The 12,713-nt window shown below is 66.6% G+C and carries 9 protein-coding genes; 3 read left to right on the top strand and 6 right to left on the bottom strand.

From position 1 onward, the window contains the following. Positions 1–20 precede the first annotated feature (20 nt). Both ACSQ2B_RS06590 and ACSQ2B_RS06585 read right to left on the bottom strand, forming a co-directional pair. A complete protein-coding gene (locus ACSQ2B_RS06590) occupies positions 21–1,592 on the bottom strand; it encodes a cytochrome P450 (protein ID WP_436048385.1) in 1,572 nt (523 codons plus the stop codon). A gap of 50 nt (positions 1,593–1,642) precedes the next feature. Beyond that, the gene (locus ACSQ2B_RS06585) at positions 1,643–1,960 is read right to left on the bottom strand and encodes a 2Fe-2S iron-sulfur cluster-binding protein (protein ID WP_436048384.1); all 318 of its coding nucleotides are present in this window, start codon (positions 1,958–1,960) and stop codon (positions 1,643–1,645) included. Positions 1,961–2,196: 236 nt separating this feature from the next. Between ACSQ2B_RS06585 and ACSQ2B_RS06580 the strand changes: the two genes are divergently transcribed. After that, positions 2,197–4,902 (top strand): glycoside hydrolase family 2 TIM barrel-domain containing protein, encoded by a 2,706-nt coding sequence (locus ACSQ2B_RS06580; RefSeq protein ID WP_436048382.1) that lies wholly within the window; start codon positions 2,197–2,199, stop codon positions 4,900–4,902. 207 nt (positions 4,903–5,109) lie between these two features. Here the strand turns inward: ACSQ2B_RS06580 and ACSQ2B_RS06575 are convergent, their stop codons facing one another. From ACSQ2B_RS06575 to ACSQ2B_RS06565, 3 genes are all read right to left on the bottom strand, one after another. Next, entirely contained in the window at positions 5,110–6,699 is a 1,590-nt protein-coding gene (locus ACSQ2B_RS06575) for a hypothetical protein (RefSeq protein ID WP_436048380.1), read from the bottom strand. Between the two features lie 142 nt (positions 6,700–6,841). Next, positions 6,842–8,359 carry a GH39 family glycosyl hydrolase gene (locus ACSQ2B_RS06570; RefSeq protein ID WP_436048379.1) on the bottom strand — a complete coding sequence of 506 codons (1,518 nt, stop codon included), beginning with the start codon at positions 8,357–8,359 and terminating at the stop codon, positions 6,842–6,844. A gap of 49 nt (positions 8,360–8,408) precedes the next feature. After that, positions 8,409–9,458 (bottom strand): NAD(P)H-dependent amine dehydrogenase family protein, encoded by a 1,050-nt coding sequence (locus ACSQ2B_RS06565; protein WP_436048378.1) that lies wholly within the window; start codon positions 9,456–9,458, stop codon positions 8,409–8,411. 535 nt (positions 9,459–9,993) lie between these two features. Between ACSQ2B_RS06565 and ACSQ2B_RS06560 the strand changes: the two genes are divergently transcribed. Continuing rightward, entirely contained in the window at positions 9,994–10,854 is an 861-nt protein-coding gene (locus tag ACSQ2B_RS06560) for an IclR family transcriptional regulator (RefSeq protein ID WP_436048377.1), read from the top strand. Between the two features lie 112 nt (positions 10,855–10,966). Further along, positions 10,967–12,013: a phosphotransferase family protein gene (locus ACSQ2B_RS06555; protein WP_436048375.1), complete on the top strand. Its 1,047-nt coding sequence runs from the start codon at positions 10,967–10,969 to the stop codon at positions 12,011–12,013. A gap of 120 nt (positions 12,014–12,133) precedes the next feature. Here ACSQ2B_RS06555 and ACSQ2B_RS06550 read toward each other — a convergent pair whose 3' ends face one another. Next, positions 12,134–12,694, bottom strand: coding sequence for a cupin domain-containing protein (locus ACSQ2B_RS06550; RefSeq protein WP_436048373.1), 561 nt, complete (start codon positions 12,692–12,694; stop codon positions 12,134–12,136). Positions 12,695–12,713: the final 19 nt, after the last annotated feature.

The following is a 12,713-nucleotide window of genomic DNA, read 5'->3' as shown; positions in this document are numbered from 1 at the left end:
CGATGCGGCGGGGCGCCGCCTTACTGCGGCTTCAGTTGGGCGAGCTCCGCATCAAGAGCGTCGAGCGCTTCGTTGGTGAATTGCCCCGGTGCGAACTTCTGCACGGTGCGCAGCGTCATGCCCTTCGCCATCGCCATCCGTGCGTCGCTCGTGACGCCCGGAAAATGCTTGTCGAGCGCGGCCTTGGCCGCGGGATCGGCGAGCAGGGCGCCGAGCGTCGTACCGGCGGTGGAGAGGCGCGGACGCGCGGGCGCCGCGGCATCTTGTGCTTCCCGCGCGCCTGCGGCGTTCACCTTGGCGGGCGCCACGAAGTTCTCGGCCGGCGTCAGCTTGAGGTGAAGCTCGGCGAGTCCGCGGATGATGAAGCTCGGCTCGTACTCGAGGTTGCGCGCCCCACGCGGCCCGTGCTTGGCCTCGTTCAGGTCGATCTTGGCGGTGTGCTCGAGGAACTTCTCGAGAATGACGCGGACCTCGACCCGGGCGAGGGGGGCTCCGGCGCAGACGTGCTTGCCGCGCCCGAAGGCGACATGCTCCTGGATCCTCGGACGCTTGAGGACCAGCGCCTGCGGATCCTCCCATCGCCGCGGGTCGCGGTTGGCGGCCGAGAGCGCGAGCAGCACCTTCGTGCCGGCCGGGACCTCGAGGTCGCCGATGCGGGTGTCCCTGCGGGCGAGGCGGGCCGTCTGCTTCGTCGATCCCTCGATGCGGAGCACCTCCTCCAGGAAGGCCGGAATGAGAGACGGATCCTGGCGCAGCTGGTCCTGCAGGCCGGGCTGGTCGACGATGTACTTCATCGAATTGCCCAGCAGCTTGGCGCTGGTGTCCTGACCGGCGCCGAACAGGAAGGTGGCGAGGCGGACGATCTCCATCGCGTCCGGCGTCGAACCGTCCGGGAACTTGGCGTTGGCCAGCTGGGACAGCACGTCGTCGCGCGGATTCGCCCGGCGATCCTGCACATAGCCGGCGAAATAGCCGCCCATGACAACGAGCGGGTGGGTCTCCGCAGAGAAATCGTTCTGACCCGATTCAAGGCTGCCCGGGGTCGGGCCCGACTCGATCGCGTCCATGAAGATCTGGCGATCCTCCTGCGGCACGCCCAGCAGATCGGCGATCACCATGGTCACAAAGGGCGTGGCGATCGTCTTGATGAGCTCGACGCCGCCGTTGGCGACAGCGTCCTTCACCAGCTCATCGGAATATGCGGCGATGAAGCGCTCATTCGCCTTCAGCCGCGACGGCGTGAAGAGGTGGCTGAGCAGGGCTCGCGAATAGGTGTGCTGCTGGTCGTCGTAGTTGACCAGGAGATCGCCGCCGAGAAACGCGTCCCGGTGCGCCTCGATCTGGTCCTTGATATCCGAGCCCTCGGGCGTGAACGGCAAGGGGGCGGCCGCGCCGGCCAAGCCGATGATGGCCGAGAAGTCCTCGTGATTCTTGATGATCTCGAGGGTCTCCTCGAAGCCGGTGACGATGAGATAGTCCTTGCCCGGAGGCTGATAGACTGGACCCTTCGCCCGGATCGCTTCGAAATAGGCGTAAGGATCCTTGAGGATCTCGTAGTCAGTGAAGTAGTCGCGCTCTTCGAGGGCCTGCATATGGATCTCCGGGGCCTGGCGGAGCCGCCAAGCGGATAAGTGGGCGGGGTTCAGTCGGCCTGGGCGATGGTGACGCGCAGCCCGGAGAGGCCGTCGTTCATCCGGATCTGGCAGGAGAGCCGCGAGCGCGCGTCGCGGTCGCTGGCGCCGTCGAGGAGATCGTTCTCGTCCTCGCTCATCGGCGGAAGCTTGCCGGCGAATTCGGGATCGACGTGCACATGGCAGGTCGCGCAGGAGCAGACGCCGCCGCAAAGGGCCAGCAGCTCATCGACTCCGCCGTCCCGGATGACCTCCATCACGCTCAGACCGGTCGCAGCCTCGAGCGTGCGCGTTTCACCTTCGCGTGTCGTGACGATCAGTTGGGGCATCTCGAATACGCACTCTTCAAACAAGGCCTGCCGCCCATGCTGTGCAGGCCAGTTTCTGGACGGGCTAGAAACCCGGCGGCTTAGGCGCTAGACACTCGACTAGCGCGCTAGACGAGTGCATAGCGCCGGCCTGTCCGAGCCGTCAACCCTGTAGGGAGCTTTTGCCGACCATCGGCAGGCGAACTGCTGCTGGGGGCGACGCTCTCGACGTGGCGTGAGTGTGGGGAAGACGTGGAATGAAGCCGCTAGTATTGGCCACGCTGACAGCGCTGGGTTGCGCCTGGGCTGCGGGTGCGGACGTTCAAGCGCAGACGGTCGTCGCGGGATCGATGGCGCAGTCCCACCGCGAGATTGTGTCGCTGACCGACGGCTGGCGGTTCAGGCAGGACAATACGCTGCTTGGCGCCGAGCAGCCGGGGTTCTCAGACGCAGGTTGGGAGCGGGTGAGCGTTCCGCACACGTGGAACCGCGTCGGTCATTACATCCCGGCGTCGGGGGACCGTGTGAATACGCCCGAGAAGATCAACAAGACTCAAGGCGTGGGCTGGTATCGCCTTACCTTCACGGCGCCATCCACCTTCCGCGGCAAGCGCGCCTGGCTGCAGTTCGAAGCGGCCAGCAGAAAGGCGGAGGTCTGGCTGAACGGGGTTCGGCTCGGCGAGCACTCCGGCGGCTTCTCCGGGTTCCGGCTCGACGCCACGGCGGCGTTGAAGTCGGGGCGGCCCAATCTGCTGGTCGTCAAGACCGACAACAGCACGCCTACGCTGCGCTCGGCCACCGCCGATGTCCTGCCGCTCGCTGGCGACTTCTTCGTGCATGGGGGGCTCTACCGGCCAGTGAGCCTCATCGCAACCGATGCGGTGCACCTGGAGATGCTCGACTACGGCGGCCCAGGCGTCTACGCCTCCACGCGCTCGATCGAGGGCGGCCAAGCCCACGTGAGCGTCCGAGCGAAAGTGCGGAACGACGGCCGTTCTGCGGCCCCGATCCTTGTGACTGCGCGCCTGGTCGACGCCGAGGGGCGGGTCGTGGCGGAAGGATCCAACCCAGTGTCGGTAGCTGCCGGACGGGGCTCCACCGTCGAGCACGAGCTCACCATCGGGAAGGCGCGACTGTGGCAGGGCGTGGAAGATCCCTACCTCTACCGCCTGGTGGTCGAACTGCGCAGCGGCGGCGGACAGGTGCTGGATCGGGTCGACCAGGCTTTCGGCGTGCGCCAGATGCGGTTCGATCCCGAGAAGGGCTTCTTCCTGAATGGCAAGCCGCTCCGCCTCCGGGGCGTCGGGCTGCACCAGGACCTGGAAGGCAAGGGTTGGGCGCAGAGCGCGGCGGACATCGAAGCCGACATCGGCCTCATCCGCGAGATGGGCGCGAACAGCATCCGGCTCACGCACTATCAGCACGGCCAGACCGTGCATGAACTGGCGGATCGTTATGGCCTGATCCTCTGGGACGAGATTCCGCTGGTTACGCTCTGGACGCTGACGCGCGGCCAAATGGAAGCGACGTCTGGTCTGCGCGCAAACGCCCGGCAGCAGCTGCAGGAGCTCATCCGTCAGAACTACAATCACCCATCCGTCGCGGTCTGGGGCATCGCTAACGAAGTCGATTTTGGCGCCTCGCTGCCCGGCTTCCTCACCGGCGACTTGGGCGTACCCCCAGATCCCCTGCCGCTGCTGCGGGAGCTGAACGCGCTGGCCAAGGCGGAAGACCCGACGCGGCCGACCACGCAGGCTAACTGCTGCGAAGGCCGGCTCTTCGCCGGCGAGGTGGAGATCCCGATCGTCGCGCCGGCGACAGAGCTCTCAGGCGTCAATCGCTACTTCGGCTGGTACTACGGCGGGGTCGACGACCTCGGCCCGCATCTCGACGCCACCCACCGGAAGCGGCCGGCGCAACCGCTGGCCGTCACGGAGTACGGCGCCGGCGGTGCGGTGACCATGCACACCGACGACCCGCTCGGCGGGCCGCCAGATTCCCGCGGGCGCAATCAGCCCGAGGAATACATGAGCTACATCCACGAACAGGCCTGGGCCACGCTTAAGAGCAAGCCGTATCTCTGGGGAACCTGGCTCTGGAACAGCACCGATTTCGCCACGACCGTGCGGCGTGAGGGCGATGCGAACGACATCAACACCAAGGGGTTGGTCACCTACGACCGGAAGACCAAGAAGGACGCCTTCTTCTTCTACAAGGCCAACTGGAGCGATCACCCCACTCTGCACATCAACGGGCGTCGCTATGTCGATCGCGCCTACCGGGTCACTGACGTGCGGGTTTACAGCAACGCGGCCAGCACCGAACTGACGCTGAATGGCCGATCCCTTGGCCGCAAGACGGATTGCCCGCAGATGACCTGCGTCTGGGAGGCTGTGAAGCTCGATCTCGGCGAGAACGTCATCGTCGCCGCCGGACGTTTCCCCAGCGGCGATCAGCAGGACCGCATCGTCTGGCGGGTCGCTCCCGACGTTGTTGAGGCGATCCGCATCGATAGCGGGGCGCTCATGGCCGCGCCTGCGGAGTCCGTCCGGTTCGGCTCAGACGCCTTCTTCGTGGGCGGAAAGGCCGGCACGGTCAGCAAGCCTGCCGACTATGGGAAGGCCAAGGTGACGAAGGTGATTGCGGGCGCCGTGAATTCCGAGGTCGCGACCACCTATCGCGCCGGCGACTTCCAATATCGCATTCCGCTGGACAACGGCCGCTACAAGGTGACGCTGACCTTCGTCGAACCCGGCGCGAAGGCCGGCGAACGGCAGTTCGACGTCATCGCCAACGGCAAGCGCAAACTGGACCGCCTGGACGTGGCCGCGGCGGCGGGCGCGCCGCTCACCGCCGTGGTCCGCAGCTTCCCCGCACGCGTGAGCGCCGGACGTCTGGACCTGGAGTTCCGCGGCCGGGTCGGCGAAGCCATCGTCTCATCGGTGGAGGTCAGCCGGCGGTAAACGCCGGCCGCAGGTTACGGTCGGCTTCCCGGAGGAGGCGGGCCGTAAGCCACGCCGTCGATGCATCCCGTGCCGCGCGCGCTCACCGCCGCCGAACAGGCGCTGGGCTCATCGGACGGCGACGAGACCCAGGTTTTTCCCCACAGTCATTCCTCCGCTTCGACGTCGTTGTGAAGGCGCCGCCGGCGCGGCGGTGGCGAGCTTCCGCTAACGGCAGGCGGCGTTCGCGGCCTTGGGCACGGCGAGGAAGGTGATGCTCGCGGGGGCGAGCTCCAGGACGCCCTTGCCCGCCTTCGCTGGCTTCAGCTGCGGAAGCCTGTCCCCCGGCAGCATCGCCAGGGTGCGGCCGTTCAGCTTCACCGTCTTGCTCTGTAGATCGTCGGAGGTCAGCGTGTAGCGCTGGGCCGCAGAGGCGAGCTGCAATCTCGCCGGAGCGTCCTTGTCGAGATTGATCGCCACCAGGCCCACGCCGCCCGGCTTGTCGCGCAGGCACTGGGCGTAGACGTGCAGGCCGGGCTGGATCGGGCCGGCGTCCAGGACGGTCTCGCCCATCAGCTGACGCCAGAGCAACGCCGCCCAGTAGCTCGGCCGCGGTTCGTGGCCGGCGTCGTCGATCAGGGCGTAGTCGCTGGCCGACAACGTGTTGTGGAAGATCGCGTCGGCTCCGCGCTTGGCCAGCCGGCCCATCTGGTCGACGTAGCGGAAGGTGTCGAGGAAGGTCGCCGCCCATTGGTCGCCGCCGCAGGCGGCCTGCGCCATTTCGGTGATCCAGATCGGCGCGCCCGGCGTAAAGCGATCCCGCAGGCCCTTGTAGTAGTCGAACAGCACGTCTGCGCGGGCGAGCCAGGCTTCGGACAGCGCCTGGTCGGGCGTGGTCCCGGCGCTCTTGTCCATGGCCGAGCACCGCTTCGAGACCGTGCCGTAGAAATGGTAGGAGAAGATGTCGAACTGCGGCCGCGGCGCGGCGGTCATCATCTGCTCGGTGCTGGGTTGCCCCGGGACCTTCGGAAACACCACGTAGCCGGCTTCGCCGGTCGAGCCGGGGCCGATCGTCTTGATCTCGGGCGCGTCGGCCTTGATGAACGCATTGAAGCCAGCGATGTCCCGAGCGAAGGCCGCAGCGTCGTAGTCCTTGGGCAGGCCGACCATCGGCCCGACGTTCGGCTCGTTGATCAACTCGGCGGAATGGATCGAGCCGCCGAGCGCGCGGGTGTAGTTCACCATCCGCCGCGCTTGGTCCGGGTTCCAGGTCCCGTCGACGTTGCGCGCGCCGGCGCTCACCGGGAATGAGACAACGAGTTCCGCATCGACGGCCTTGGCGAAGTCGACCACGCCGGCCCATTGCGGGCGGGTCAGCACACCCTGGTAGCCCGCCGGCGGCTTTTCCGGGGGCGGGCTGTCGCTGTCGTGGAAGTAGGTCGAGTTCTGCCAGGCGCCGCTGACCCGGACGTAAGCCGGGCCGAGCGCCTTGGCGAGCACGCGCAAGCGCTTGTCGCCCTTCAGGTCCAGCGGCTCGCGCTTCTGGAACATGGCGCCGGCGATGTCGACGCCGCCGCTCTTCTGCCCGTCCGTCTGCGCCGGTCTGGCGCCTGGCTTCGGATAGGGCGCCCAGAAGCGTCCGCCGACCACTTCGACGGTCTCGACATTGTAGGACTGGAAGCGTTCATTGACCTTGCCGATGGCGGGCAGGGCGCCCGGCGCGATCGTCGCCTCAGCGGCAAGGCCGGGCGCTGCAAACAAGGACGCGGCGAGGACGCCGGCGGCAGAGGACAACAGTTTCGCGCGTTGGTGAGCCATGGACTTCCCCGGTCGTTTCCCCCCGACATTCGCGGCCGGAGGCGTCCCGCACCTGATGCTCCGGCGCGGTGGTTGTTCGCAACCAAATATATTCTAATGTCGAACTTATGCTCTAGACGCGCCTCGCCTTTGAGGTGGAGCGTCACGCCAGCTCGATCAGGGCCACGCCTTCAGGCGGCAGGTCGAGCACCAGCTCGCCGGCCTCACCCAAACGGCGCGTCTGCGGCGGCGGCAGTTCGGCCGCGGCGCGGATCTTCGTCAGCTGCTCGGGCGTGGGATACTGCGGCGAACCCAGCGCGCGCCAAGCGGGATAGGGCGAGCCCCGCTCTTGGTCGACAAACGTGACCTTCACGCTCTGGCCCGGCTTGGCGCCCTTGAGCACAACCTGCAGGCGCTTCGGCTGGCCGATCACCTTGCGCTCGCTTCGCGCGCCAGGAATGCCGGGCGGCTGCAGCACGTCGGCCAGGTTCCAGACCATCACCGCGGCGCCGGTCTTAGTCCGGGAGGCCAAGGCCGGGCCGGTCGCCTCCAGCCGGCGGTCGCCCAGCCGGCGCATCAGCTTGAAGGTGTTGAACGCGGGGCGCACGACCCCGCGCTGCGACATCAGCCCCCAGCCGTTGTCCCCCTCCTTGAACAGGTAGTCGGGGATGAAGACCTCTTCGAACGTGCCGCTCAGCTGCCAGTAGGACATGCCATCGCAATAGGGCAGGCAGCCCTTGACGATGTGGGCGATCATCGCCGGACTGTCGGAGGACCATTCGCTGAGGAAGAGCTCCGCCTTCGGGAACTTGCTGGCGGCGATCTGCTCGTGGACCTTCTTCATGGCGGCGGGGATGACGTCGTTCTGACTGTAGAGGCCAGCCTGGCCGAACATCATCTCCTGCTTGTCGCCGGCGTAGATGTGGGTGCCGATAAAGTCGACCGGCAGGTTGTTCTTGCCGCAGAAGTCGAGGAACTCGCCGATCCACTGGATCGCCGAGGTGGACGGACCGCCGACCTTCAGAGCTGGATCCACGCCCTTCAGCGCCGTCACCGTGGCGCGATAGAGCTCGAAGTAGTCGGCCTGGTTGCCCGACCAGAAGAAGGGCAGGTTGGGCTCGTTCCAGACCTCGAAATACCACTGGCGCACCTCGGCCGCGCCGTAGCGGCCGATCAGGTGCTGCGCGAAGTCGACGATGAGAGCGCTCCAGTCCAAGAGCGAAGTCGGAGGCGTGATGTTGGCGCGATAGGTGCCAAAGGTGCGAGCGCCGCTGGCCAGCTTCGTGGGCATGAAGCTGAGCTCGACGAACGGACGCAGCCCCATCTCGACGAGACCGTCGTAGATCGCGTCGACATTCTGATAGTTGTAGCCTCCGGCCGTGCGGCCAAGGGCGCCCTTCGGCGCCACCCCGACCTCGTCGTCGAAGATGCCATGGAAGCGGACGCGCTGAACGCCCAGTTCCTGGCGGACGCGTCGGGCGTCCTTGCGCCAATCCTCGCGCAAGGTGATCCCAGCTCGGTCTGAGCCGACGCATTGCTCCCAGACGTGCTCGAGCGGTCCCGCCTCGCGGCGGAGATCGACCTCCACCGTCGCCCTCGCCGGTTGGGCTTTGGCGACGCCGCCGAAGGCGGCCAAGGTCAGGAGTGAAGCTCCCGACCCCATGATCTCACGACGGTTCAAGGTCGATCTCCTGAAAAGCGGAACTGAGGATTGAAGATGGCGCCGCGACCTAGGCCAGCCGGGCGATCACCTGGGGAAGATCCGCGGTCGTGACGATCCCGGGGGGCGCGGCGCAGACATAGGGGACCGCATTGACCGGCCGGTGGGCCGTAAGGCCGGGCAGGACGGCCTGACGTTGCTCGAGCGGGATCGGGAAGCCGATCGTAATATCCAGCGGCGTGTCGCCTTCGACCGTGACCCGCCAGCCGTCCGCGCGCAGGTCCCAATGGGGCTCCAGGTCCGTGGTGACGAACCAGTTCGACCGGAAGCGCAGCAGCGGCTTGCCCTTGTGCAGTCCGGTGACCACGTGGCGCTGGGCTCCCACCGTGCCGGGTGCGATCGTCGTCTTGTGGAGCTTGGTCGGCTGGCGGGTCAGCGCAAACTCGCTGGTCACCTCGAAACGGTCGACGGGCATGCCCAGCGCATCACCGAGCACGGCCAGAGAGTGTCCGAAGACCCCGTCGCGTTCAGGGTGCTGGCGTTGCGAGAAGACCTCGGCCGTCTCGCCGAAGCCCATGATGTTCAGCAGCATCTCTTCCGAGCAGCCGTCGATGCAGTTGGCGAACTCGTCGATCATCAAAAGGTCGAGCCGGCGCGTCAGCGAGGTCAGCACGATAGGCAGGGCCTCGGTGATGAAGCCGGGGCTGCTGCCGGTGGAGTGGATGGAACTGCCGCCCCGGCGACAGGCCGCCTCGATCCGCTCGCGAACCGCCGGGTCCATCTTCGCGGGATTGAAGAAATCCGCGCGGGTCGAGACGATATTTGCGCCGCTCTCGAGCACCCGGCAGACATCGTCGAGATCGGTGCTCTCGGGCATGTAGAGCACGCAGTCCGGCTTCAGCGCCAGGATCGCCTCGAGGTCGCGCGTGGCGGCGACGCCAGTGGGCGGCAGGCCGCACAGTTCGCCAGCGTCCTTGCCTTCCTTGGCCTCCGAGTAGACCCGCACCCCCACCAGCTCCAGTCCTGGATGAGAGATGACGCCGCGCATCGCGCACGCTCCCACCGTGCCGGTCGCCCATTGGACGACCCGAAGCGGTTTTCCGATCGACCCTGCAGCCATGCCGTTTCTCCCTAGTTATTATTTTGACGAGGCAATCTCAGCGCCGTCGCCCAGAGGCGGCGCCGGTCACGAGCGCCGAGCGGTCCTTCGTCTCGGCGGCGACTGGCATGAAGTTCTCTCGCTCGGCCCGTGCGCTGTCTGAAGCTTGGTGACCCAGCGCAAGCTTGCGCCACTTGCACGAGCCGACGCGCGAGTCTCGCTAGACAGCTGCATAGCGTCCCCTCAGCGGGCGCGTCAAGCGGTTGACGGGGTCGAAACGGCGCCAAACATGAACCAAAATGATGCAATATGAGCGATATTTACTCAATCCCGCCACCCGAATAGGGCAGGGCTCAGGATCGGGCGAGCGCGGGCGGTCTGAGGCGCGATGGCTCGGCTCGCGGGTGGCGGTTCAGCACCGCAGAAAGCGGGTTGCTAACCGGCCGGAAAGCGGTTTGATTTTACAAATGTCGGCCCCGGCGGGGCGGGTCGCGGGGCTCGGCAATCGTCAGCGGGTGGAGAGGTCCGGCGTCCTCGGGAGGAAGTGAAAGTCCGCATGTCTCGCTCATCACCCGGCGTGCACCGGATCGCGGCGATCCTGGATTTCATCGCGAAGCGTCCGGGCCAAGCCTGCACCCTGACGGAGCTCGTGCGCGCCCTGAAGGTCAGCCGGGCGACGTGCCACGCCCTCCTCATGGGGCTGGTCGAGGTAGGCTACCTTCATCGCGCGAGCGACAAGAACTACGTGCTTGGCCCCGCCCTGTTGCAGATCGGCCGGACAGCCGCAGAGGATTCGCTCCTGCTGCAGATAACCAAGCCGGAAATGCGCGCGCTCGCCGACGAGTTCGAGGCGATTTGTTCGGCGTTCTTCAGAGACCAGAACGAGGTGATCGTCCGCGAACGGGCGTCCTCGGCTGCGCACGTCGGGTTCTCGATCCCGGTGGGCGCCCGGCTCCGGCTGCGCGCGCCTTTCAGCGCCAGCTTCTATGCGTGGCGCCCCGAGGAAGCGGAAGCCTGGCTCGACAACTCGACGCCGGCGCCTACTGCCGAGCATCGTGAACTGATGCGCAAATCGATGGCCTTTGCGCGTGAGCACGGGTTCATTTTCAACATACGCAACCCAGGCGTTCTTGCGGCGACGCCTGAGGAGACCTTCGCGGCCGAGCGCAACGAATTCCCGGTTTCCGCGCCTGGCGAACTCGATCTCGATCAGGCGTACATGCTCGCGGCTTTGAACGCGCCGGTCTTCGAACGGCCAGGCCATGTCGCCTTCGTGCTGGGGCTGGTGGGATTCACCCGGACAGTCCGGGGCAAAGAGATCGAGCGGATCGGGCGCCGGCTGCGCGACGCCTGCGACCGCGTCAGTTCGTATGTCGCCGGCGGGGCGGCGACGACGATTGCGATCAACCCAGCTTGAAGCACGCATGGACAGCAGCGGCGAGCTGCGGCTAAGTAGACATAGTAGAGAATAATAATTCGCGAAAGCGAACAACGGTGGCGGGGATGCGTTCCCGCTGGGAGGCCGCTCGATGATGAATGTGATTGTCGCCCCAGAGGTGCGCGACCTCGCCTCGCTCGCATGTCAGCTTACGGCTTGGCTTGAGCACCAGCTGCCCGAGGCGGTCGAGCTCAAGGTCCTCAACCTCGCCTATCCCCATGGCGCGGGGCAATCGCACGAGACGATCCTTTTCGAGGCCTCCTGGCTGGCGCACGGCCAGCCCGCGGAGCAGGGCTTCGTCGTGCGGATCAAGCCCACGTGGCATACCGTCTATCCTGACGACCTGTTCACGGCGCAGTTCCGGCTGATGCAGCTGCTGCACGACGATGGACGCGTCAGAGTGGCGCGACCGATCTGGCACGAACCGGATCCGGCGCTTCTCGGCGCCCCGTTCTTCGTCATGGAGAAGCTGAAGGGCAAGGTGGCGGTCAGCGTGCCGCCCTATTCGGACGTCGGCTGGGTGAAGGATGCGACGCCGGTCCAGCGCGCGCGGCTCTGGGAGAACGGCGTGCGTCAGCTCGCGGCCATCCAGACCGTGCCCCGGGCGGAGATGGACTTCCTAGGGGGGCCGCCTGGCGCACGCGACGGGCTGGCGCAGGAGTGGGACAAGTACGCACGCTTCGTCGACTGGGTCGGGCAACATGGCCGGTGGCCGGTGCTGCACGCGGCGCTGGATCGCCTGCGCGCGCGCTGGCCCGCGAACCGGCCGGAGGGCCTGGTCTGGGGTGACGCGCGCCTGGGCAATATGATGTTCGACGACAACTTCGACGTCATCGCCGTCATGGACTGGGAGCAGCCTTCACTCGGCGGGGCGCTGCACGATCTGGCCTGGTGGATCGTGCTCGGCGACCGCATGCACGGCCCAGGTTCAGGTCGGCCGCCGCTTCAGGGCATGGGGAGCCGGGAGGAGACCCTTGCGCTCTGGCGTGAGGTCACCGGCATCTCCACCGACGACATCGAATGGTACGAGGACTTCACCGAGCTGAAGATCTGCTGCCTGTCGATACGCACCTTCGCCCTGAAGGGTCAGTCTCTGCCAGGAAACGACGCCTTGGCGCGGCGTCTGAAGTTCTTATAGGCGCCCGTTCCGCGAAGCCGCTCGTGCTGAGCGCGAGCGGCCACAGGACATCGCCTGGGAATTTGTTCGCGCGTTTCGCATGGTCCGCGACTTCGTCCGGCCGTGAACGCGCGAACAGGATCAACCCATCATCCGCGCAGCGGCGAGCGGCGGAGGTTCGCTGCGCCAGCGCTGGTGATTGGCCGCGGCGTTTTCCGCGATGCGACGCCACGCGGCCTCGCTGTTGCCGCTCAGGCGCATGTTGAACTGGGCGGCGGTGCGGAATTCGAGCACCTCCACGCCTTCCGGCCCCGCGGCGTACTGGTAGTTGCCGCCGGCCGGGATGAAGAAGCCGTCCCCGGCGCGAAGAATCTCCGTCCCGAGATGTGCTTCCCCGGAGATCACGTAGTACGCGCAGTCGGCGTTGTGGCTGTGGCGCGGAAGGATGAAGTTGGGCTTGAACCAGCTGTAGGCCACGCTGATTCCTACAGCCTCGTCCGCGTAAAGCACCTTCACGAAGGCGCCGATCTGCTCTTCCGGGCTGGTCGGCCCCGACATAGCCTGCGCGTCAGCCTCGCTGACATTGTCCAGAGGCATCATCTCCATGCCCAACGCGACGGCGTCGTTCGCGCGGAATATCCGCATCTGCTGTCCCGGCCGATCGCCGTCGTCGAGGCCTGTCCGGTCGGATGATTTCGACATTCTCGTCTCCTATCGCGGC

Source organism: Phenylobacterium sp. LjRoot225 (genome assembly GCF_964252855.1).
Classification (GTDB): domain Bacteria; phylum Pseudomonadota; class Alphaproteobacteria; order Caulobacterales; family Caulobacteraceae; genus Phenylobacterium.
This window is presented reverse-complemented; position numbering and strand designations above follow the sequence as displayed.

What these genes read in the sequence shown, in the direction of transcription:
- ACSQ2B_RS06550 (WP_436048373.1), bottom strand. Translation starts at nt 12,694, where the DNA reads ATGTCGAAATCATCCGACCGGACAGGCCTCGACGACGGCGATCGGCCG.
- ACSQ2B_RS06565 (WP_436048378.1), bottom strand. Translation starts at nt 9,458, where the DNA reads ATGGCTGCAGGGTCGATCGGAAAACCGCTTCGGGTCGTCCAATGGGCG.
- ACSQ2B_RS06560 (WP_436048377.1), top strand. Translation starts at nt 9,994, where the DNA reads ATGTCTCGCTCATCACCCGGCGTGCACCGGATCGCGGCGATCCTGGAT.
- ACSQ2B_RS06590 (WP_436048385.1), bottom strand. Translation starts at nt 1,592, where the DNA reads ATGCAGGCCCTCGAAGAGCGCGACTACTTCACTGACTACGAGATCCTC.
- ACSQ2B_RS06585 (WP_436048384.1), bottom strand. Translation starts at nt 1,960, where the DNA reads ATGCCCCAACTGATCGTCACGACACGCGAAGGTGAAACGCGCACGCTC.
- ACSQ2B_RS06555 (WP_436048375.1), top strand. Translation starts at nt 10,967, where the DNA reads ATGATGAATGTGATTGTCGCCCCAGAGGTGCGCGACCTCGCCTCGCTC.
- ACSQ2B_RS06575 (WP_436048380.1), bottom strand. Translation starts at nt 6,699, where the DNA reads ATGGCTCACCAACGCGCGAAACTGTTGTCCTCTGCCGCCGGCGTCCTC.
- ACSQ2B_RS06580 (WP_436048382.1), top strand. Translation starts at nt 2,197, where the DNA reads ATGAAGCCGCTAGTATTGGCCACGCTGACAGCGCTGGGTTGCGCCTGG.